Source organism: Faecalibacterium sp. Marseille-Q3530, from assembly GCF_017377625.1.
Taxonomy (GTDB): domain Bacteria; phylum Bacillota; class Clostridia; order Oscillospirales; family Ruminococcaceae; genus Faecalibacterium; species Faecalibacterium prausnitzii_E.
This window is the reverse complement of sequence record NZ_JAFREH010000010.1, coordinates 1-21,203: the sequence shown is the minus strand read 5'-3', so window position 1 is coordinate 21,203 and position 21,203 is coordinate 1. Positions and strand designations below refer to the sequence as shown.

At 53.9% G+C, this 21,203-nt stretch carries 19 protein-coding genes; 8 read left to right on the top strand and 11 right to left on the bottom strand.

Annotated features, from left to right (window positions below):
* Positions 1-38: 38 nt before the first annotated feature.
* Positions 39-725: a rhomboid family intramembrane serine protease gene (locus tag J3350_RS09285; RefSeq protein ID WP_207686422.1), complete on the bottom strand. Its 687-nt coding sequence runs from the start codon at positions 723-725 to the stop codon at positions 39-41.
* Positions 726-996: 271 nt separating this feature from the next.
* Here J3350_RS09285 and holA point away from each other — a divergent pair, with 271 nt between their 5' ends.
* A complete protein-coding gene (gene holA / locus J3350_RS09280; protein ID WP_207686421.1) occupies positions 997-2,025 on the top strand; it encodes a DNA polymerase III subunit delta in 1,029 nt (342 codons plus the stop codon).
* Positions 2,022-2,639 (top strand): toprim domain-containing protein, encoded by a 618-nt coding sequence (locus J3350_RS09275; protein WP_097793328.1) that lies wholly within the window; start codon positions 2,022-2,024, stop codon positions 2,637-2,639. The genes holA and J3350_RS09275 overlap by 4 nt, the downstream gene beginning before the upstream one ends.
* Before the next feature lie 28 nt (positions 2,640-2,667).
* Here J3350_RS09275 and J3350_RS09270 read toward each other — a convergent pair whose 3' ends face one another.
* The gene (locus J3350_RS09270) at positions 2,668-3,066 is read right to left on the bottom strand and encodes a sigma-70 family RNA polymerase sigma factor (RefSeq protein WP_370569307.1); all 399 of its coding nucleotides are present in this window, start codon (positions 3,064-3,066) and stop codon (positions 2,668-2,670) included.
* 15 nt (positions 3,067-3,081) lie between these two features.
* Positions 3,082-3,306: a hypothetical protein gene (locus J3350_RS09265; protein WP_207686420.1), complete on the bottom strand. Its 225-nt coding sequence runs from the start codon at positions 3,304-3,306 to the stop codon at positions 3,082-3,084.
* A gap of 269 nt (positions 3,307-3,575) precedes the next feature.
* Between J3350_RS09265 and J3350_RS09260 the strand changes: the two genes are divergently transcribed.
* The gene (locus J3350_RS09260) at positions 3,576-4,910 is read left to right on the top strand and encodes a threonine/serine exporter ThrE family protein (protein WP_097793325.1); all 1,335 of its coding nucleotides are present in this window, start codon (positions 3,576-3,578) and stop codon (positions 4,908-4,910) included.
* 113 nt (positions 4,911-5,023) lie between these two features.
* Here J3350_RS09260 and J3350_RS09255 read toward each other — a convergent pair whose 3' ends face one another.
* Positions 5,024-5,776 (bottom strand): DUF4866 domain-containing protein, encoded by a 753-nt coding sequence (locus tag J3350_RS09255; protein WP_207686419.1) that lies wholly within the window; start codon positions 5,774-5,776, stop codon positions 5,024-5,026.
* Positions 5,777-5,980: 204 nt separating this feature from the next.
* On the opposite strand from J3350_RS09255, the gene J3350_RS09250 reads away from it, so the two are divergent.
* Positions 5,981-7,204: an argininosuccinate synthase gene (locus J3350_RS09250; protein WP_207686418.1), complete on the top strand. Its 1,224-nt coding sequence runs from the start codon at positions 5,981-5,983 to the stop codon at positions 7,202-7,204.
* Positions 7,205-7,705: 501 nt separating this feature from the next.
* Here the strand turns inward: J3350_RS09250 and J3350_RS09245 are convergent.
* The 3 genes from J3350_RS09245 to J3350_RS09235 form a co-directional block, all read right to left on the bottom strand.
* Positions 7,706-9,373, bottom strand: coding sequence for an AAA family ATPase (locus J3350_RS09245; RefSeq protein WP_207686417.1), 1,668 nt, complete (start codon positions 9,371-9,373; stop codon positions 7,706-7,708).
* Positions 9,374-9,735: 362 nt separating this feature from the next.
* A complete protein-coding gene (locus J3350_RS09240; protein WP_207686416.1) occupies positions 9,736-13,305 on the bottom strand; it encodes an SIR2 family protein in 3,570 nt (1,189 codons plus the stop codon).
* Positions 13,306-13,370: 65 nt separating this feature from the next.
* Positions 13,371-14,243: a LysR family transcriptional regulator gene (locus J3350_RS09235; RefSeq protein WP_207686415.1), complete on the bottom strand. Its 873-nt coding sequence runs from the start codon at positions 14,241-14,243 to the stop codon at positions 13,371-13,373.
* Between the two features lie 116 nt (positions 14,244-14,359).
* Here J3350_RS09235 and J3350_RS09230 point away from each other — a divergent pair, with 116 nt between their 5' ends.
* From J3350_RS09230 to J3350_RS09215, 4 genes are all read left to right on the top strand, one after another.
* Positions 14,360-15,751: a sodium-dependent transporter gene (locus J3350_RS09230; protein ID WP_207686414.1), complete on the top strand. Its 1,392-nt coding sequence runs from the start codon at positions 14,360-14,362 to the stop codon at positions 15,749-15,751.
* 95 nt (positions 15,752-15,846) lie between these two features.
* A complete protein-coding gene (locus tag J3350_RS09225; RefSeq protein WP_207686413.1) occupies positions 15,847-16,776 on the top strand; it encodes a ketopantoate reductase family protein in 930 nt (309 codons plus the stop codon).
* Between the two features lie 143 nt (positions 16,777-16,919).
* Complete coding sequence (locus J3350_RS09220) at positions 16,920-17,852, top strand: AEC family transporter (protein ID WP_207686412.1); 933 nt, start codon at positions 16,920-16,922, stop codon at positions 17,850-17,852.
* A 65-nt stretch (positions 17,853-17,917) separates the two neighbouring features.
* Positions 17,918-19,051, top strand: a complete 1,134-nt coding sequence (locus J3350_RS09215; RefSeq protein WP_207686411.1) for an SLC13 family permease — start codon at positions 17,918-17,920, stop codon at positions 19,049-19,051.
* 152 nt (positions 19,052-19,203) lie between these two features.
* On the opposite strand, the gene J3350_RS09210 is transcribed toward J3350_RS09215, so the two are convergent.
* The 4 genes from J3350_RS09210 to J3350_RS09195 all read right to left on the bottom strand — a co-directional run.
* Positions 19,204-19,824 carry a GNAT family N-acetyltransferase gene (locus J3350_RS09210; protein ID WP_207686410.1) on the bottom strand — a complete coding sequence of 207 codons (621 nt, stop codon included), beginning with the start codon at positions 19,822-19,824 and terminating at the stop codon, positions 19,204-19,206.
* A complete protein-coding gene (locus tag J3350_RS13980) occupies positions 19,821-20,006 on the bottom strand; it encodes a hypothetical protein (RefSeq protein ID WP_242700224.1) in 186 nt (61 codons plus the stop codon). Before J3350_RS13980 ends, J3350_RS09210 begins: the two co-directional genes overlap by 4 nt.
* A gap of 102 nt (positions 20,007-20,108) precedes the next feature.
* Entirely contained in the window at positions 20,109-20,711 is a 603-nt protein-coding gene (locus J3350_RS09200) for an L-2-amino-thiazoline-4-carboxylic acid hydrolase (protein ID WP_207686409.1), read from the bottom strand.
* Between the two features lie 6 nt (positions 20,712-20,717).
* On the bottom strand, positions 20,718-21,203 hold a 486-nt coding region (locus J3350_RS09195), incomplete at its 5' end, for an L-2-amino-thiazoline-4-carboxylic acid hydrolase (protein WP_207686408.1).

The window sequence follows — 21,203 nt, the reverse complement described above, 5'->3', positions numbered from 1 at the left end:
TCCGCATGGTCCTGCCGCGCGGAAGGGGATTTTTTGTTTTACCGGCTCCTGTGCCGGGAGGTTTTTTCAAATTTCAGGCCCGGCTTTGCCCCGGACGCCTTGCGGCGTTTTTGGGGGCGCAGAGCGTAAAAGTAGCCGAACCCCGTGCCGCAGATGCCGCCCACGATGTGCATGAAGTTGGCGACATTGTCATGCACGAAGACGATATCGTACACCTGCTGGCCCAGATACAGCGCCGCCACCAGCAGCATCGTGACCGGGATGCCGCCCGAAAAACCGGACAGCGACGCCAGCATGATGAGCATGAACACGATGCCGGAAGCGCCCAGCAGGGCCGTGCGGGGGAAGAGCGCGCATTGCAGCACACCGGACACCAGCGCCGTGAAGACGATACCCTCCAGCAGCGGGATGCTGCCGTATTTTTCCTCCATCGGTGGGCCGATGACGAGGAGCAGGAGCATATTGTTCAGGAAATGATCCCAGCTGGCATGGCCCAGCACATGGCCGAACAGCCGGACATAGAACAGCGGGTCTTTGAACGAAGAGCGGTAGACGCAGAACAGGTGCATGGTTGTCCAGCCGTTCGTCCACTGGCCCAGAAAGAGCACCAGCAGCGACAGCAGAAAAAAGGTGAGGATCACCGGGGAATTGTATTGCAGCTGCAACGTAAATTTGGCACGTTTCGTAATGGCTTCATCCTTTCGCGGCCCGCGGAGACCGGGCATTTTTTACTTCCGGCAGGGTCGGCCCCCTGCATTCGCTTTCGTTTCCTCTTTGCTGAACATTTGGGAAAAGCGTTTTTAGTATATCATGTTTTTCCGTTCCCGAAAAGCCCCGCCCCGGCATTTTTTGCATCCGGTCAGGCAGCATTTTTTGCCCGGTCCCTGTGCACTGCGCATTGACAACGCCCCGCAACTCCGCTACACTATTGATATCGAATATCCCGGCATCTGCGGGGCAGAAGATCCCCCGCAAAAACGAAAGAAGGTCTCCCCTTTGGCAACGGAAGCAAAGCTCCGGCAGCTGGCAGAAAGCGGCTGCCCGGTCTACTATTTTTATTCCAGCGAGCGGTATCTGGTGCGGCAGGCCGTGGCGGCTGCCGTGCGGCTGCTCTCGGCCGACAGTGACGAAGAAACCACCGTGCTGGACGGTGCCGCCCCGGAGTTGGAACAGCTCATCATGGCGGCGGGCACCATCTCATTTTTCGGCACCCGGCGCGTGGTGGTCCTGCCCGAACTGGACCCCGCCGCCTACAGCGACAAAGATCTGGATGCGCTGTGCGAAACGCTTTCCAGCCTCGAAAATGCCGTCGTCGTGCTGGGCAGCGTGTTTTCCTTGGAGCGCGGCAAGCTCAAGACCGGCAAACGGGCGCAGAAGCTCACCGCTGCCTGCAAAAAGCTCGGCTATGCCGAAGAGCTGGCCAAACCCAAGCCCTATGAACTCAAGGTGATGATGATCGAGCGGGCCAAAGCGCAGGGTGCTACCCTGCCCGAAGGCGCCGCCACCGCCCTGCTGGAGCGCTGCGGCGAGGACCCCTTCCTGCTGGAAAACGAGGTGGACAAGCTCTGCGCCCTCTCCGGCTACCAGACCGTCACTGCGGCCATGGTGGCTGAGATGGGCACCGTGAGCCTGGAGGCCGATGTCTTCGAAATGACCCGGATGATCACGGCCAAAAACGCCACCGGGGCCTGCAAAAAATTACAGGCTCTGCTCCGGCTGCAGCAGGAGCCCATCGCCATCACAGCGGCACTCATCGGCAGCTATGTGGACCTCTACCGGGTCAAGCTGGGCAGCGCCAGACGCAAGAGCTACAGCACCGTTTTCAAGGAGTTCGGCTACAAGGGCAGCGATTACCGGCTCAAGCGCTCGGCCGATACCGCCAGCCACTACACCCTCGGCCAGCTGGAAGCCTGTTTGCAGGTCCTGCTGGATCTGGACAGATCATTGAAAAGCCAGCCCGTAGACGCGGAGGTACTGCTGGAAGCAGCTCTCTGCCGTCTGGCGCTGGCGGGGAGCGGACGATGAGCGAACGAGAACTTCTCCACACCGACCGGGTGCTGGTGGTGGAAGGCAAATACGATGCAGCACGCCTTTCCCACCTGACGGACGCGCTGATCCTTCTGACCGACGGATTCGGCATTTATAAAGATAAAAAGCGCCAGCAACTGTTCAAGGCGCTGGCAAAGAAAAACGGGCTCATCCTGTTCACGGATTCGGACGCCGCCGGGTTCCGCATCCGCACCTACATCACCAATCTGGTGGGGGCCGAACACGTGGTGCAGGCCTATGTGCCCGCCATCCACGGCAAGGAAAAGCGGAAGCCGCAGCCCGGCAAAGAGGGTCTGCTCGGCGTGGAGGGCGTGGACGACGCCATCGTGCTGCAGGCGCTTAAGGATGCCCTCGGTGCCGAGGCAGGCGCAGCCGCCCCCCGCCCGGAGGGCCGGGCCATCACCTATGCCGACCTCTACGATTGGGGGCTCTCCGGCACACCGGGCAGCGCCGAGCGGAAATATGCGTTGCTCAATGCCCTGGGCCTGCCGCCCCGCCTCTCGAAAAAGGAGCTGGTGGAGGCACTGAACCGCCTGTACCGATTCGAGGAACTGGATGCGTTCCAGGCGGCGTTTTTCGCTTCGGTGTGAAAGCACTCCGCGATGAAGGTCAAAATTTTTACCGGCATCCGCCCCACCCTTCCCGCAGCAGTTCCAGTGCGTGGGTCTCCAGGCGGGAAACATAGCTCCGGCTGATCTGCAGCAGCTTTGCGGTCTCCAGCTGGGTCAGCGGCGGTTGACCGGCCAGGCCATACCGCAGCAGGATCAGCTTCCGTTCCCGCGCCGGAAGCCCTTCGATGAGCTGCCGCAGCCGCCGGGCCTCGTCCTGCTGCTCACAGCTGTCCTCCATGCAGAAGCCGTCCTGCAGCACGTCCGAGAGGGTCAGCGCCGTGTCGTCCTTGCCCGCCTCCAGCGTTTCCTGCAACGACACGGTGGTCCCGCTTTTCCGCTCCCTCCGGAAGTGCATCCGAAGCTCATTTGCTATCCTCTCCCCAACGAACGTTCCATGAGAAAACACCGGTGTTGGGCTTTTTTATCGGCCGGGTTTCTGGTGTTCCTTGGGCTTATAGGTGCCCTTGGTGGTATCAATGACTGCCTGATACAGTTCCAGCTTCTGCCATGTGGGGCAGTTCAGCCGCTCGATTTTTTCGATCACATAGTTGGCGTGGGCAGTTGCGACACGCTTGCCCAGCTCTTCCCAGCCTTCTTCGGTTTTGGGGTAATGCACCACCACTTCAATGGGGGCACTCTTTCGCATGGCTCACTCACCTCCGGTCACATCGCTATCACCTCATTCTTACGGGTCACGGGTTGTCCGCTATTCGCCGCGGCTCCCGGTGAGAACATTCAAAGCCGGGTTGGAATCCACCAGTACATGGGTGGGCTGGTTTTTCTTCTTTGAAATACCAAACGAACATTGCCGGCATATCCAAGATACGTTTTACCCGCCCTGCAATTTCCCTTATAATAGCACCGCAGTCTTGAAACGGCTGCAACATTCCCATATCACAAAGGAGGCTTTCCGGTATGGGACAACGGCAAAGTGAGATCATCAAAAATCACATGGAAGTCTACTGGCACGACTATGCGTCGGCCAGCAAGGGCGTTCCCATTACCGAGGCGGGGCTTGTGGAAAAAGCCTCCGTCATTGGACGCACCGGGCTGATGCTGCTGGAATGCGGCACCGGCGCATGGCGTGTCCGAAGCTCCATGAACACCCTTTCGCGGGAGCTGGGAGTCACAACAACAGCGGACATCGGCCTGTTGTCCATTGAGTTCACCTGCTTTGATGGTGACCAGTGTTATACCCAGTCACTCTGTCTGACAAATACGGGCGTGAATACCTCCCGACTGAACCGACTGGAGCATTTCGTCAACGACTTCGACCGGGAAGGAAAATTTATGACCGGCGAAGAACTGCACAGCCACCTCGATGAGATCGAGCGCATCCACGGCTTGTATTCGCCCATCGCACTGGGCTTTGCAGCTGCACTGGCCTGCGGCTGCTTCACCTTTCTGCTTGGCGGCGGCATTGTGGAAATGCTGTGTGCCTTCTGCGGTGCAGGCATCGGCAACTTTGTACGGTGCAAGCTGACAAAACACCATTTCACCCTGTTTCTGGGCATTACGGCGTCGGTCTGTTCAGCAAGCCTCGTGTATGCCATCCTGCTGAAGCTGGCAGAGGTGCTGTTTGCCGTATCGGCGCAGCACGAGGCGGGGTATATCTGCTCCATGCTCTTCATCATTCCGGGCTTTCCGTTCATTACCAGCGGCATCGACCTTGCCAAGCTGGATATGCGCTCCGGGCTGGAACGTCTGGCCTACGCCGTCCTCATCATTCTGGTGGCAACCATGACGGCTTGGATCATGGCACTGCTGCTGCATTTGCAGCCGGTGCAGTTCCCTGCCCTGAGCCTGACACTCCCGGAAGAGATCGTGTTCCGGCTGCTGGCAAGTTTTGGCGGTGTGTTCGGCTTTTCGCTCATGTTCAACAGTCCCCGGAACCTGGCAGTCTGCGCCGCCCTTATCGGTGCGGTAACGAACACGTTCCGGCTGGAGCTGGTGAGCCTTGCGGGCTTTCCGCCCGCTATTGCAGCGTTTCTGGGCGCACTGCTGTCCGGATTGCTGGCCTCCTGCCTGAAGAGCGCCGTCGGTTATCCCCGCATCTCCGTCACCGTGCCGTCCATCGTTATCATGGTACCGGGACTGTATTTCTACCGTGCCATCTATAATCTGGGCATCCTATCTCTGATGGACTCCGCCACATGGTTTGCAGATGCCATTCTCATCATCGTGGCACTGCCGTTAGGGCTGATCTTCGCCCGTATTGTCACGGACAAGACTTTCCGTTATTGCACCTGATGTGCAGCATTTCCATTCTCCCATATAAGGCAAAACGCAGCGAATCTTTTAACGGTTCGCTGCGTTTTGTTTTGCTGTGATGCACTTATAAAGGGAGTTCGTTTACAGGGCGTTTACTCGCCGTAAACGATCTTGGTAGCAGTTTCCACATGGCGTTCCAGCCGGTCGGCAAAGTGTTCCAGCGGCAGAAAAACGCCAAGTTCATCGTAGCGGGTTCCGCCGTCCTTGAGCGTATCCTGTCCATAGTAGACCACGGAACGGGACAGTGCGTGCTGCAGCTTCATCTGGATATCCCAGACGGTAGAGTAGGCCTCCGCTTCCGTTACCTTCTGCTTCACGGTGTCCGGCAGTTCGTAGATCAGCAGCAGCCCCAAATGCTGGTTGTAGTGGTACTCCACCACATCCATCGAGCCTTCGTCGTAGCCGTGATACTTGCAGTAGCCGCTGGCAAGGTACATTTTTACCTTTTCCTGCTTCTGGAACACCCGGATGAACCGGTCGTATACTTTGCTGCTCACGGCAAATTTGTTGTTCGGCAAAAGAACGCCGGCATCATCCGTCAGGATCACCGGGTTCGGCTGACCATCGGCGTTGAATTTGAACGGGATCAGAGCAGCGTTCCGTAGCAGGTCAAACATACTGTGCTGGCAGATCGCCATCAGAAAGGCAGACAGATCCTTGTTCTCGTAGGCATTGAACAGCGCCGCGGCAAACTGCTGTGCACTCACGGCCGGCGCATCCAGTACGTCTGCCATATCCAGCGAGTCGTTGAAGGTATCCATCAGGCGGTGGCAGGCTTCTGGATTTTTCAGGATCTCCCCGAACAGTGCCTCTGCCTTTTCTTCTCTTGGAAATATCGTTGCCATCAAAAAGACCCTCTTTCTGTTTATTTCCAACTACCTATTATAGATTCATAATGCCCCGCTGTGAAATACTGCTTTCATATTGCTGCTATATGCAGAACACTTTTTACACATTTTCCAAGTGCCCGTATAATGGACACTGCAATCATGAAATTGCACGAGGGAAATCGAAAAGTATATAAGTTGGTTTGAACGGAGGCAGTTCCTATGTCTGAGGTCAAAAAGGTCGTGCTGGCGTATTCCGGCGGTCTGGACACATCGATTATCATCCCGTGGCTGAAAGAGCACTATAACAACTGCGAAGTCATTGCCGTGTGCGGCAATGTGGGGCAGAAGGGTGAGCTGGAAGGCTTGGAAGAGCGCGCCAAGGCAAGCGGTGCATCCAAGCTGTACATCGAAGACCTGACCGATGAATTTGTGGAGGATTACGTCATTCCCACCATGCAGGCCGGGGCAGATTACGAGGGTTATCTGCTGGGCACCAGCTTTGCCCGCCCCATTTTGGCAAAACGCGTGGTGGAGATTGCCCGCGCCGAGGGTGCGGATGCGGTCTGCCACGGCAGCACCGGCAAAGGCAACGATCAGGTGCGCTTTGAGCTGGCCATCATGCACTTTGCACCCGACCTGAAGATCATCACCCCGTGGCGCGAGTGGGACATCCAGAGCCGCGATGAAGAGATCGACTATGCCGAGGCTCATCACATCCCGCTGAAGATCAGCCGGGAGACCAACTACTCCAAGGACAAGAACCTGTGGCATCTGAGCCACGAGGGTCTTGATCTGGAAGACCCAGGCAACGAGCCTCAGTACGATAAGGCCGGCTTCCTCGAATTGGGTGTCAGTCCCAAAACCGCACCGGACAAGTCCGAGTTTGTGGAGCTGGAATTTGAAAAGGGCGTGCCTGTGGCTCTGAACGGCGAGAAGCTGAAGCCCGCTGCCATCATCGCAAAGCTGAATGAGATCGGCGGCCGCAACGGCATCGGCCTGTACGATGTCGTGGAGAACCGTCTTGTGGGCATGAAGAGCCGTGGCGTCTATGAGACCCCCGGCGGCACCATCCTGTACAAAGCCCACGAAGTGCTGGAAACTCTGACGCTGGACAAGCTCACCGCCCACAAGAAACGTGAGCTGGCCATCACCTTTGGCGAACTGGTGTATGATGGCCAGTGGTTCAGCCCGCTGCGCAAAGCTCTGAGTGCCTTTGTCACCTCCACACAGGAGCATGTCACCGGCAAGGTGCGTCTGGAACTGTACAAGGGCAACCTCATCAATGCAGGGGTCTGGTCGCCGTACTCTCTGTATCGTGAGGACATCGCCACCTTTGCCGCAGGCGGCGACTACAAGCAGAGCGATGCCACCGGTTTCATCAGCATCTATGGTCTGCCCACCAAGGTGCAGGCTATCGTAAACAGCGAAAAAGAAGGGGAATGAAGTAGTTTATAGTAGTTCCTTTTTGAAAATCTGCCTGACATGGAGATTTTGCCCCACCCGGAGCGTTTCGACCAGATGCTGCCTTGGGGAAAGATCATTCAGGAAAACTTTGCATGACATAATGAGGCACCCGATTCTGAGTCGGATGCCTCTTATCTTTCTGTAAACACACTTTCACTGGGCGGTCACTTTCTTGTATAGTGGCCATAAATTCTGCACAATGTCAAGTCCTATACCGCTTCGTTCACATATAAATTTGAAAAAGTGCAAAAAATAAGCCCTACAAGGTTTTCGGTCGGTTTTGTGGACCAATTTGAGACTTGTAGGATTTTCTCCCTATTTTACTTCTAATACTTCATCGGATAGCGAATTATCTCAACAAATCGGATAAACTGTTTTTCTCTCTTAAAACAGCCGCGGGCTATCCAAAAGCTTTTGCTTCGGACAGCCCGCGGTTTTGGTTCTTATGATGCAGGATTCAAATGAAAGCCTGCAAGTGACTCACTTTTTCTTTACCATGCAACGCTTTTTGAAGAACGAAATGCCGTAACAAAGGATCTGATCGTAGTCATCCTCGTACTCTTTTGCGTACATCCGATCATCTATTTGCTGCAAAGCCGTTTCGCATTCACTCTCCAGATTTCCTAATGTTTTCGTATATTTTGCCTCAAAAATCGCAACACGAGCGTTGATGGAATCATAAACGACCACATCGCTTCGTCCTTCGCCATGCTCCTTATTGGAATCCACCATATATCCGGCACCTGTGAAGATGCCCGCAAGGAAAGCGTGATAGAAGTCCTCCCGATAGTCATGGTAGCTGATGGTACGCCGGAGCAGCGCATTCATCTCTTTAGTAATGCCCTCACTGTCGCCGTTCCAGACTGCATCAAACAGGGCATTCCGATTCCACTTCTTCGTACTGTCATCGAACCATTTGATAACAGTCGTTTCAAAAATCTCTTTGATTTCTGCATTCGGGATCATCAAAGCGACCATCCCGTCCGGCAGTTCACCTTGATAATCCTCTTCGCGCGCCTTGGTCAAGTATCCTGTCAGATACAGCGTACTCCAGAGGTTATCTTCCGAGGAGTGCAGATAATCATAGGTCAGGTTTTCATCCACACGCTCAACGATACAGCCGCCAGCCATCAGCGTTTCCAGTTTTTTTGTGATCGTACTGCCGGCATAGTCGATAAAAGAGCGGATAATAGCATTGTCGCTGGTGTTCTTCCAGTAGCTGATTGGTTTAGCTTTCGGATCGCGCTGCAGTTCCAGCATATAATTCATTACGTCCCATGGGCAGTAAACATCAAAATCGCCGAAATGATATCCATCATACCATTTCTTGATATTGTCAGCCTGTTCCGTCAGGTCAGCATCCTTTAGCAGCTGGTCAACTTCGCTCTGCACAAACCCAAAATACTCACTTAAGCGTGAGTTTGTGATGGTATCCGATACGAAATTGTTGGTTCCCGTGAAGATGCTCTCTTTCGCAATCTTCAAGCAGCCCGTAACAACTGCAAATTGAAGTGCCTGATTGTCTTTCAGCGCCTGCATCAAGCCTTTCATGACATCCAGCATTTCATTATAGTAACCATTGTTGTTCGCTTTTGCTATAGGAACATCATACTCATCAATAAGAAGAATTACTTTTTTATTGTAATGCTTATTTAACAGCAGTGTTAAAAATTGAATAGAGCGCATCACATCCGTCTTTTCCGCTTTTCGATCACTTATCTGCTGAAAAAGAGATTTTTCTTGGTTGCTTATTGCCTGACTATCCAATAGGTATGTGTGCTTCTGATACAGAAGAGCAATTTCATAGACAAGCTGCCGATATGCATCCATAAAATTCAAGCCATCAATTTGCCGGAATGAAATGGAAACGGTCGGATACTGGTTCATCCACTCATCGCACAATGCTTGGTTTTCTGCAATTTCCAGCCCATCAAACAGCTTTCTGCTGTCTTTGCGGATGTCAAAAAAACTTTCCAGCATACTCATGCCCAGCGTCTTACCGAAGCGGCGGGGACGAGCAATGAGTGTTACCTCCGCTTTTTCCTTCAAAATTCGCGTAATCAAGCCGGATTTATCAATATAATAAAATCCGCCATTCCGAATCTTCTCAAAGTCCGAAACTCCAACAGGAATATTCATGTCTTTCATCTCTGCCGCTCCCTTCTCGTAGCCATGCACGGACTTTTCATTGCCTCTATGATACCATGAATCCCGTACTCTTACAAGAAAAACAGGGAATTGTCCTCTTGTTCCAACTGCACATCTCCATTCAGCAAAGTGGAGAGCGGCTTTTATACCGTTCTCCGCTCTTTGTTCTTATTTTATCTGCGGTGTATCCTTTCGCTGCCGGGTGGATCTCAGATATTCCAGCAGTGTCTGGCTCACCACAGAGCTGGCCGTCTTGGAAAACGCCAGTCTCCGTGTCCGGCAGCAAGCAGAACCGCTATACCTCCACCACCTGCATAGATCTAGCTTTTCCGGATTCTATGGGGAATGTTTTTGCTCCAGTTTCATCGTGCTGTGCGGATCTCGGCGAATTCCTCTGGGTCACAGCTCACCGCACGCCAACGCTCCAGTGTCTCTCGACCTTCTTCTGTGGAAGATTTTCCGTCAAGCTTTGCCGCAAGGCAGACAGCTTCGCTGCGGATATTACCTTTTTCAGAAGCCATTTTCATGGTATCCTCCGAGGTGATGCGGGTCTCATCCAGCAGTTGCGCAAGGCCGTTCAAAACCAGCTCTGTACACCGCTCGGTCAGCAGGTCTGGCCGCCGTTCTGCCGCGCAAGATGCGGCTTGCAATGCCGATGCAAGCCGCTTGGGTACACCCCATGCAATCTGTTGTGCTGTGACTTCCATCCCGGTTTGGAGTTCTTTTTCGGACAGAAGAGATTTCTCTGGGTTTTCCATTGCGGTTGCAAAAACGTGATACCCATAAAAGGCCGTCTGTTCATCCGTAGAGTGCATTACTCGTTCCAGATCTTTTTCCGTCACAGTATTCCGATCCAGCAACGCAAACCAATGCCGCTTTGCGCCGTGGTGACTAAGACCGACCTCCCCGCACCGATCCAGCATATCGGCCAGTGCTGTCTTATCCACTTCGGTGGGCACCCAGTTTTTGGAAAAGGATGTCAACAGCCAAAGGGCGTGCAGATTCCGATAAATGTAAGCTTCGGCCTGTTCGTTCCGACCATAGCAGTCATCCTCCCGATCCATCTGCTTTGCGACCACCGCAATGTCTTTGGCACAGGCTGTCAGAATCGCTGTAATCTCTTCCGGAGAAAAAGCATCCGCCTTGAAATAAAGGGCGTTCTGCATCTCCTGTAAAACCCTGCTGTTTCGGTTCATCTGCATGGTGCCATCGGCTTGTGCAATAACATTTTCAGTAATTTTTGCACACACGACCCGTAGCCGATTTTCCTGCTGTGGAATTGGCAGATGAAGACAGACCGTGATGAACCAATCTCGAGGCAATTCTGGGACTCCACCGTTCCAGATAAGTTTTCCCAGACGCTCCTTTTGCTCTAAAGTCAGCAACCCATGGGCCCCACAGTGGAGCAGCCGTTCCAGGGCACTGATCCGCCTATCGGTACTCAGTAGCCCAAACAATTTTTCAATCTCCGGGCAAGCAGTCTCTGTGCTGACATCATATCCACTGGAAGGGGTCTCAAGCGCATTGAAGGGGTCGGGCAAATCCCGGTCTATCCTAACCCTTTCAACATCGGGCAGAGGAAAGGTCAGCAGTGTTTGCAACAGTTCCGGTCGAAGCTGTTCTGGATAAAAACGCAAAAGTCTCTTCATCAACAGCTTTGCCTGCATATAGTGCATCTTTTGGGGAGAACAATAAAGTTTTTCCAAAAAGTCCAACAGGTGAGGCATCGTTTTCTCGGAGCATTTGCAACACAGTTCCGACAGCACCATTGGCAGAACCGTTGCCGTTCGGGACGCAAAAGTGGAATCCCAGAACTGTTTGACTCTCAGCAGTTCCTCTTCGGTGCGCTGAGCTGCTCCCATGTAAAAATCACAGGCTTTGTCCGTGTCCTCCTGAGTCCAGACGCTCAGCACGCTCCGGGGCAGGATGGCTGAAAGCTGCTCTTCATCCGCTTTCGCCCGGACTGCAGTAAGAATGGCCCACTCTGGGTAATACAGAGCAATCCGCTGTGCTGCACCGCAGGCCGCTTTCACATTACCATCGGTTCTTCCAAGTTGGAATGGGATGCCAGTCTCCTCCCGGAAACGGAGAAACCGAAATGCTTCCATCCGCTCGGTATCTGTACCAAAATGAAGTGAGGACTGCACCACTCCAAAATCAAAAGTAGCTTTTTTCTGTTGCGTCTGGAAAGGCACCCATTTGTTTTCCATCCGGGAGCAGAAGGACCGATTCAGTTCGTCCCAATCCACCCCATACTCTTTGTGGCGGGCTCGGTGTCGCTCATCCACAAAGATTGCAGCGGCCCAATCTGTCTTGGACGTCTTTTCTTCCCAGTCACCCTGACGTGCCGCCTGATCGATGAAACTTTGGAGCCGCATCATGGGGCTTTCCAGCGAGAGTAGATAACGGTCCGGCCTAGTCTGACGAGCCAGCCGATGCCGCAGATTCTGCAAAGCTTCCTGCAAAAGATTTGCCGCCTGTTCATAGTCTCCTACTTCGGCGCAAAGTCCAGCCTTGCGCAGAGCCCAGAGGGTGCGATCTGGGGAGACCGGCCAGTTTCTCAGCCCCTCTTTCAACAGGCAGAACTCATATCGGGAGAGTCGGAATAGACAATTTTCCCATTGCAGTCGGTCTTTCTGCTCTGAGGTCAGGCAGGAGTTCAAGGCACAAAGTTCTTCATACTGTGTGTTCCACCCGTCAATGTCGCCTTCCTCCCGATCTGTCCGGAGAAGGGAGAAGAGGATATCGCATTTTTCCGGGCTTTTCTCTGCTGTGTGCCGGGCAAGAACCTGCGCATAGAGCTTTCTCTCCGAGGCAAACAAGGTCAGCATCGATTTTTCGTGGAGTGCATTGTACTCATATAAATAGTACAGTTCTTCCGCTGGGTCAGGGTTTTCCTGTCGGCAATGTGCCCCAAGCACCCGCTCTGCATCGGATAAAACCATGTCCAGTTCCTCTCGGTTCCTGGCCGAGAGGGTCAGCACTTTGGGGCAGTTTTCCCGATTTTTCCGCAGGATAGGCAGAGCATCTTTCAAGGACATCAGCCCATTGCCTTGGTAAAGACTTTGGATAGGCCAGAACTGTCCGGTCTCCCGGGAAGAGCTATACTGCTCCCAAAGTTGATCCAGAACTTTTTCATAGAGTGCATAGGGATCCTCTTTGTATTCCGGAAAGAGTTCTGACAGGTCGATGGCAATAATCTTTCTCCGATGAAGCCACTGCTTCCGAGCATCCGACACCGGCTTGAAGTTCAAAAGATAGATAGCAGGGGCATTGTCCTCTCCGAGATTATCTCTAATCCAACCAACCCAGCTATTGAAATTCGGGTCATCGCCAGAAAAGCCTATCATGCAGAGGGTGTTTTCAAGCAAAGACTGCTGCACCGTGTTGACAAATGGAGCAAATTTCTGGGGATAGGTGCGGTAATCCTCAGCGGTAATAATGAAGGGTCGCTGGGATGGAAAGGAGCCATGCAACTTTATCAGCCGTGTTTTACCGGAACTGCCGATAAGATCATTCTTGTTGGTGATGATCTGAAATGTCTTTTCAGTCAACTTCTCCCCGGCCCGCTCCAGTAGAGTGTCATAATTGGTAGTAAAAACATCGGTCCATGGCAGACGCAGTAACTTTTCGTACAGTGGCGAGGGGCGGTAATCGGCATCCCTCAAGCTGTCCAGAAGCAGTCGATCCAGCTCATTGCGGTCATATACCAGTTCAACGCTCTCTGCCAGCACTAGTGGGTCGGACTCGTCTGTGCTACCCAGCTTTTCCTGAAATTTCCGCTTTAGGTCTCCCCACAGCGGTATATCCGGTACATCACTGGTCACCTTGTCGGCGTTCCGGCTGAACCCTGCCCCTACAAATAGAGCCGCCCTCTGATCCTGTAAATCACGGCTGATCTGTTCTAAGTACTGTTTTGCCATGCTTTCCATTTTGCTTTTCCCCTTTTTCGATTGTCGTTTTGTTTTATTTTATCATAATTTCGTCCGCATTTCACTTACACCATTTTATTTTGCAAATAATCCAGCAGTGTCCGGCTCACCACCGAGCTTGCCGTCTTGGAAAACGCCAGTCCCAATGTCCGGCAGCAGGCAGGCTCCAGCGGACGGGACACCACACCGGGGCAGCCAAATGCCTGCATCACCAGCTCCTGTGAGATGGTCACGCCCAGCCCGCTGCGCACGAACGCCATGATGAGGGTATCGTCCCGGAAGCTGTAAGAGATATTCGGCTTCACCGGGCATTTGAGCATCAGGTGCTGGATGTCATTATCACAGCCGGGCGTTTCAATGATGAGCGGATACTGAAACAGCTGCGACAGCGTTACGCTGGGTCGTGCAGCCAGTGGATGCCCCTCCGGGAACACGGCACACAACGGGTCGTCCCAGAGCGGGTAGAATTTCAGGTCGTCTGCCACAATGGATGAGAGAAAACCGCAATCCACCTGCCCATGGATGATCCATTCCCGGATCTCATCATAGTTGCCGTCCAGGATCTCTATACTCACCTTCGGGTAGTTCTCCTTGAAATAATGCACCACTTCCGGCATCCAGAGCGTTGTGATGCTGGAAAAGCTGCCCACCCGCAGCTTGCCCTCCACCTTGTGGTTGATATTGAACGCAGCCTGCCGCAGCCGGTTCTTCTGGTTGGCCAGTTCCCGGACGTAGGGCAAAAGACGTGTCCCGTTGTCGGTCAGTGTCACGCCCCGGTTGATGCGGGCGAACAGCTTCACGCCCAGTTCTTCTTCCAACCCCGCTATCATCTGGCTGATGCCGGATTGGGTATAGTTCAGTGCCTCCGCTGCTTTGGAAAAGCTGCCCGTTTCGCACACTTTCAAGAATATCTCGTATCGGTCTTTCTGTTCCCGCATCTCAAATACTCCATAAGTAAAATTTATAGGTCGTAGTAAATTTATTCGGTTTACTGATATGATACTCCATGTTATCCTATATTACAATAGGAAATACGGATAGGAGTTTCAGAATCATGGAAAAGAAAGCAAGCAGTTTCTCCGGACAAATCGGATTTGTCCTTGCTGCCGCCGGAAGTGCGGTTGGTGTCGGCAACCTGTGGCGGTTCCCGTACCTTGCCGCAAAGGATGGCGGCGGTTTGTTTTTGCTGGTGTATCTGATGCTGGTGCTGACCTTCGGTTTCACACTGCTCACCTCGGATATCGCCATTGGCCGCCGCACCAAGCAGAGTGCCATCCGCGCCTACGAGACGATGCGCCCCAAGTGGAAATTCCTCGGCATCCTGACCTTTCTGGTGCCAGTTCTGATTATGACCTACTATGCCGTCATCGGTGGGTGGATCACGAAATATGCGGCTGTCTACCTGACCGGACAGTCTGCTGCCGCTGCTGAGGACGGTTATTTTACCAGCTTCATCACCTCGCCGGTCTCCCCTGTGGTGTTTGCTCTGCTGTTTATGGGCGTGACTGCTTTCATCGTGTACAACGGCGTGGAGGGAGGCATTGAGCGGGTGTCCCGCTACATGATGCCCATTCTGCTGGTACTGGTGGTGGTGATTGCGGGTTACGCCCTCACCCTGCGCCACGAGGACGCCTCCGGCCAGATGCGCACCGGTCTGGAGGGTCTGCGCTACTACCTGACCCCGCACATGGAAGAGCTGACCGTCAGCCGCTTTTTGCAGATTTTGCTGGATGCCATGAGCCAGCTGTTCTTCTCCCTCAGCGTGTCCATGGGCATTATGATCACCTACGGTTCCTACGTCAAACCGGAAGTAGACCTGAACAAAGCGGTGAATCAGATTGAGATCTTCGATACCGGCGTAGCCCTGCTGGCCGGTGCCATGATCATCCCCGCCGTGTATGTTTTCTCTGGCACCGAGGGCATGAGCGCAGGCCCCAGCCTGATGTTCGTCTCGCTGCCCAAGGTATTCAACGCCATGGGCAAGGCGGGCGTGTTCGTGGGCATCCTGTTCTTTGTCACTGCCATTTTTGCCACCCTGACCTCCTGCATCTCGGTGCTGGAATCCATCACCGCCAACTGCATGGAGATCTTCCACTCGGGCCGCAAAAAGACGGTGCTTGTGCTGGCGGTCATCTATCTGGCCGCTTCCGCCATCATTGCGCTGGGTTACAGCATCTTCTATTTTGAAGTACAGCTCCCCAACGGATCGGTGGGTCAGCTGTTGGATATCATGGACTATGTCAGCAACAGTGTTATGATGCCTTTCATTGCCCTGCTGTCCACCATCCTGATTGGCTGGGTCATGACACCGGATTACGTCATTGACGAGATGCAGCGCAACGGCGAGACCTTCCGCCGCAAGAAACTCTACCGGGTGATGATCCGATACGTTGCTCCGGTGATGATGCTGGTGCTGTTTTTGCAGTCCACCGGGATCCTTGCTTAAGCCGAAAAGCCCCCGCTGGCTTTTGGGAAACCGGACGAGCAGAAAGGGATTTACCCCGACACGCTCGGTTCCGTTATCATGGGAGGAAAATTTCGATGAAAATTATCGTGATCGGTGCAGGTGCCATGGGCTGTCTGTATGGTGCGTATCTGAGCAAGCACAATGATGTGACCATGCTGGATGTCTACGAGCCGCAGGTAGAAAACATCAACAAAAACGGCATCACTGTGCTGGAAGAAGATGGCACCGAGCAGCACTTTTCAGGTATCCGTGCCATGAAGTCCGGCGCCTGCAAAGAGGTGGCCGACCTCGTCATCGTCTTCGTCAAGTCCACCCACACGGAAAGCTCACTGGAAGAAAACAAAGACCTGTTCGGTGAGAACACCCTCGTGATGACCCTGCAGAACGGTGCGGGAAACGACCGAAAAATCGCAAAGTACGTCAGAACCGAGAATATTATCATCGGCACCAGCAAGCACAACTCTGTGAACCTTGGCGGCGGCAAGATCCGCCACAGCGGAAATGGCGTGACCACCATCGGCAGCAATCTGGAAGAAAACACCCACCTTCAGACGGTGGCCAACCTGCTGACCGAAGCGGGCTTCCAGTCCGCTGTTTCGGACGACATCCAGCGCATTATCTGGAGCAAGCTGTTCGTGAACCTGTCCATCAACACCTTCACCGCTATCACCGAAACGCCTATCGCCTACATGATCGAAAATCAGTACGCATGGGACTTTGCTGAAAAGATGATCTGTGAGGCTGTGGACGTGGCCGAAGCAGACGGCACGCACTTCTCCTACATGGAGGTGCTGGACATGGTACATCGCGTCTGCGAGAACGCCGGCAAAGGCTACTCCTCCATGTATCAGGACGTGAAGCGCTGCATTCCTACAGAAATCGACGCCATCAACGGTGCCATTGTGGAGCAGGCCCGCCGCTACAATGTGTCGGTGCCCTATAACAGCCTGATCGTGGATCTGATCCACGCCATTGAGGGTGCATATAAGTATCGGAAAGACTGATGATACCAGTTTTAGCGGATGGTTCTGCGGAGCCATCCGTTTTTCTCTTATTCTGATCGCATTTTTTCTGTTTTCTCTTGACGATGCCCTGCCAATGGAGTAGGATGGTGCTGCAAAAGTATATTGCAAAAGAGGAGATCTAAATGCAAATCAGCCTTTTATTGATGCAGCAGATCGCGCAGCTGTTCCTGATCCTGCTGATGGGATATGCCGTTGTGAAAACCGGCTTGTTGAAGGCATCGGACAGTAAGGTACTGTCTGTGGTCTTTGTCTATCTGGTCATGCCCTGTGTCGTTCTGAACGCCTTTCAGATCAAAGATACACCGGAGATCCGCACCGGGCTGTTTTATTCCATGGGCATCGCCGTTGGAATGCACGTTGTATTTCTGCTTCTGAATGCGCTGTTCCGCAAAGCTCTCAAGCTGGACGCCGTGGAGCAGGTCAATATCATTTACAGCAATGCCGCCGCGCTGGTCATTCCCATCGTGCAGGCCCTGCTGGGGGAGGAATATGTTGTCTACTCCTGCGCCTTTGTCATTGTACAGCTGGTGCTGCTCTGGACCCATGCCAGTGCCTGCCTGCAGGGCTCTGCACAGCTGGAATGGCGCAAGCTCCTTACCAATGTCAACCTGATCGCCATTGTAGCCGGTGCTCTGCTGTACCTGCTGCACGTCTCGCTGCCTGCCCCGATCACCAGCACACTGAGCAGTGTCGGCAATATGATCGGCCCCATGGGAATGCTGCTGGCAGGCATGGCCATTGCGGAAGTCCCCCTCAAAAAGGTCTTCTGCACCCCGCGCAACTATCTGCCGGTATTTCTGCGTCTGCTGGGTGTTCCGCTGGTCATCGTCCTGCTACTTTGGGCAGTTCAAGCCTCCCACTGGGTCCCGGACGGCAAGCCCATCCTGATGACGGTCTACCTTTCTGCCATTACCCCCGCCTGTGCAACAGTCACCTCCATGGCACAGCTCTATGATCGGGATGCTTCTCATTCCAGCGCGATCTATGTCCTGAGCACGCTGCTTTCCATCCTGACCATGCCGCTGATGATCGGGGCGTTTGAGCTGTTGCTCTGAAATACAGAAAAAGGCCGTCCGGCACTACAGCAGGGTTGCCTTTACAACTACAAGGATGTGTCTCTATGAAACTACTCAAACAATTCATTCAGCAGGAAACGGTCCTCACCGCAGCCGCTGTGCTGGCCGTTGTCTCCGCCTTCTTTGTTCTGCCGGATGCGCAGTATCTCGGCTACATCGACCTGCGCACACTGGCGATCCTGTTTTCCCTGATGACAGTCATGGCCGGACTGCGGCGGCAGGGCTTTTTTGATGGACTGGGCCGGGCATTGCTGTCCCGCACCCACAGCACCTTTCAGCTGACGCTGGTACTGGTCGGGTTGTGCTTTTTTGGAAGCATGTTCATCACCAACGATGTTTCCCTGCTGACCTTCGTTCCCTTTACGTTCGTGGTCCTGAGCCGTTTGGGAGCGGATGTCCGCCGCTCCCTTCTGGTCCCGGTGGTCTGTATGCAGACCATTGCGGCAAACCTTGGCAGTATGCTGACCCCCATCGGCAACCCGCAGAACCTCTATCTTTACGGAAAAAGCGGCATGAGCATCGGGGGATTTGTGCTTCTTATGCTGCCCTACACCCTGGTCTCTCTGCTCCTGCTGCTGGCTTGGGCAGCGCTGGTCTGCCGGAAAGCCTCTGCCGCCCTCTCCGTGGATGAGCTTGTTTCTTCTTCTGCATCTCAGGGGGATCAGAAGATCATCCTGCTATATCTGGTCCTGTTTGCCGTTTGCTTGCTGTCCGTGATCCGGGTGTTGCCCTATGGCATTGCCTTTGCCGCTGTGCTCGTCTGCGCCCTTTTTGCAGACCCGCACACCTTACGGGTGGTGGACTATTCCCTGCTTTTGACCTTTGTGGCTTTTTTCATCTTCATTGGCAATCTGGGGCGCATTCCGGCCTTTTCCGGCTGGCTGCAGGAGTTTCTGACCGGCCGGGAAGTTCTTGTGGCGGTTCTTGCTTCGCAGGTCACCAGTAATGTTCCCGCCGCCCTGCTGCTGTCCGGGTTCACGGCAGAGACACAAGCCCTCATCATCGGCACCAATCTGGGAGGCCTTGGCACTTTGATCGCATCCATGGCCAGTCTTATTTCCTACCGGCAGATCACACGGGAGCTGCCACAGGGAAAGAAGCAGTATTTTGGGCTGTTCACCCTGTCCAACCTGATCTTCCTTGCGCTCCTGCTGGGTGTGTGGTTCTTGCTCCGCTGAGCGTGGCAGATGACTTATGGTTTTTCTATCAAGCTAAAAAAGGGGAGTTCCGTCACGGACGAAGGTCCGGGCAGAACTCCCTTTGGTTTTATCGTATGCACACCAGCGGATAAACAGTTTCGTTTCTTCTTTCTTCATTGCGCCGCCTCTCCTCACACTGTCCCGTTTGCTTTGGTCGGCTCCGGGTACTTAATCAGGTCATACAGCTTGCCATATGTGCCAAGATCATGCGTTCCGGCAAGTTCCATACCCAGATGCACATATTTGTCGCACTTGCTTTTTGCATCCGTTTCCAGAATCACTGGCACACCCAGCCGGTCGCCCTCGGCAAAGGCAAGGTCCAGCACCTTTCGCATATAGCCCTGCCCCTGATACTGCTCCCGCACACAGACAAGTCCAACGAAGATGTAGGGTTTCTTTTCCTTGTCCATGCGGTCTTGCAGGGAGGCCCCGCCCCGCTTGATGGCAATACCAAATTGCAGAAGGCGTTTCAGGGTGGAGTTGTGCAGCATTCCGCAGGCGATGGGCCACATGGTCTTGAGGCCCATCTTCTCCTTCGGCAGCTTATAGGCGATATAGCCCTCGCCCCGCTCGCTGGTGGTATGTAGAAAACCGCCCCGCAGTACCCCGCGCACATAAGCGCAGATATAGTTTGCCGTGGCTTCTTTCCCGGAAAAGGCAGCGGACATTCCTGTTTCCTCTTCATAGTCATAATAGCCGAAGGCATGACCGATATCACGGATGGATTTCTCGTCTAATGTTGTAACTTTCATTGTATTTCACTTTCCTGATTCTGCTGCGCATCTGCCACTGTCTCGCCGTCTGCCAGAAAGTGCTCCATCTCCGACACAAGCAGTGCCGGATGATTGATGATCTCGCCATGGCCGAAACCGGGGAAACAGCGGACGATCAGGCTCGGATATGCCGTCCGCAGCCGCTGGATGGCCTTTTTCATGTGCCCTTCTTTTTCTCCGTACCAACAGGCGACCTTTGCATCGGGCTGTACTGAAAAGTCCGTCCGATACTGCTTTTGCGGCATACCAATATGCCCCCACTATTATCTGACCTTCATGCAAAAATCGCAGCGGTCATTGCCGCGCCCCAGCGTCATGCTTCTCTCCCAGATCAGCTTCGGATGCAGCCCGGTATAGCTGATGTCGTCGCTGTCGCAAAAGCAGCGGCACAGCTCCGGGCAGCCGTATTCTGTGCAGGTGTCGTGATAGGGACACTCCATCATATCCACACGCCAGACGCCGTTACCGGTCTGCAGTTCTTTTGGGGCAAAGCCCGCCGCCGGGCCGAAAACGCTCCGGGTAGATTTGACGAAAACGCCGGGAACAAGGCGGTAAAGCCCCGGTATGTGCAGCAGGGCGGCAAGCTGTTTGTGGCTCGTTCTCGCCAAGCGCTCCACATAGCCGTGAACGGTTTGCAGTGCCTCCTCTTTCGGCATGACCCGCTGCAAGGTCTCGTAGGCCGAAATACCCGGCAATATCTGCCGCTTGAGGTGGTATTGCTTTTCCTTGCTTGCACCCGCATTTTCAGCCAGCAGCGCATTCAGGCGTGCATCAAAAGCGGCGTTCAGCTGCTTTGCCTGCGCGGGAAAGCGTTGCGCCGCAGTCTCCCGAAAGTCACGGGAAAGATAGGTTTCCTTCGCCTTCATCGTCCGTTACCCTTTCTTTTTGTACCCGCAGTCGCAGTAGGGTCCGCCGGAAGCAAGGGTATACTGCCGCACAAAATTTGTCACACCGCCCGCTTCGCTCATGGTGTAGTCCAGATGGCACAAAGCAGGGGTCAGGTCATATAGCCCCAGCTTTTTCATCAGCACACAGATGCCGCATTTGGTGAAGCGTCCCTCGTAGCCGCTGCCGTCGGGATATTCGTAAAACTCCATGTTCCACGAATATGGGTTACGGTCGGCGGCTTTCAAGGTGGCGGTCGCCTTCATGGCGGCAATGTCCTTTGCGGTGAACTTGCTTTTTCCGCTTTTTCGGCAGAACCACTGCATGGGCGCAGTCATCATGGATCTTGCGTAGTAATCCGTCAGCCTGTCCACCTCCGGACGTTGCGGCATGGAGAGGATGAACGCGCCGAGCATTGCGCAGTTGACGATGTTCATCTTGAAGCGGTCCGCTTTTTCAAACTCCGGTAGCCT

Bases quoted from the DNA above. Each gene is read 5' to 3' on its own strand.
- J3350_RS09255 (WP_207686419.1), bottom strand. From the start codon at position 5,776: ATGGCAACGATATTTCCAAGAGAAGAAAAGGCAGAGGCACTGTTCGGG.
- J3350_RS09225 (WP_207686413.1), top strand. From the start codon at position 15,847: ATGAAAATTATCGTGATCGGTGCAGGTGCCATGGGCTGTCTGTATGGT.
- J3350_RS09250 (WP_207686418.1), top strand. From the start codon at position 5,981: ATGTCTGAGGTCAAAAAGGTCGTGCTGGCGTATTCCGGCGGTCTGGAC.
- J3350_RS09200 (WP_207686409.1), bottom strand. From the start codon at position 20,711: ATGAAGGCGAAGGAAACCTATCTTTCCCGTGACTTTCGGGAGACTGCG.
- J3350_RS13980 (WP_242700224.1), bottom strand. From the start codon at position 20,006: ATGAAAAAGGCCATCCAGCGGCTGCGGACGGCATATCCGAGCCTGATC.
- J3350_RS09285 (WP_207686422.1), bottom strand. From the start codon at position 725: ATGCCCGGTCTCCGCGGGCCGCGAAAGGATGAAGCCATTACGAAACGT.
- J3350_RS09230 (WP_207686414.1), top strand. From the start codon at position 14,360: ATGGAAAAGAAAGCAAGCAGTTTCTCCGGACAAATCGGATTTGTCCTT.
- J3350_RS09220 (WP_207686412.1), top strand. From the start codon at position 16,920: ATGCAAATCAGCCTTTTATTGATGCAGCAGATCGCGCAGCTGTTCCTG.
- J3350_RS09245 (WP_207686417.1), bottom strand. From the start codon at position 9,373: ATGAAAGACATGAATATTCCTGTTGGAGTTTCGGACTTTGAGAAGATT.
- J3350_RS09240 (WP_207686416.1), bottom strand. From the start codon at position 13,305: ATGGAAAGCATGGCAAAACAGTACTTAGAACAGATCAGCCGTGATTTA.
- J3350_RS09275 (WP_097793328.1), top strand. From the start codon at position 2,022: ATGAGCGAACGAGAACTTCTCCACACCGACCGGGTGCTGGTGGTGGAA.
- J3350_RS09265 (WP_207686420.1), bottom strand. From the start codon at position 3,306: ATGCGAAAGAGTGCCCCCATTGAAGTGGTGGTGCATTACCCCAAAACC.
- J3350_RS09235 (WP_207686415.1), bottom strand. From the start codon at position 14,243: ATGCGGGAACAGAAAGACCGATACGAGATATTCTTGAAAGTGTGCGAA.
- J3350_RS09210 (WP_207686410.1), bottom strand. From the start codon at position 19,824: ATGAAAGTTACAACATTAGACGAGAAATCCATCCGTGATATCGGTCAT.
- J3350_RS09260 (WP_097793325.1), top strand. From the start codon at position 3,576: ATGGGACAACGGCAAAGTGAGATCATCAAAAATCACATGGAAGTCTAC.
- J3350_RS09215 (WP_207686411.1), top strand. From the start codon at position 17,918: ATGAAACTACTCAAACAATTCATTCAGCAGGAAACGGTCCTCACCGCA.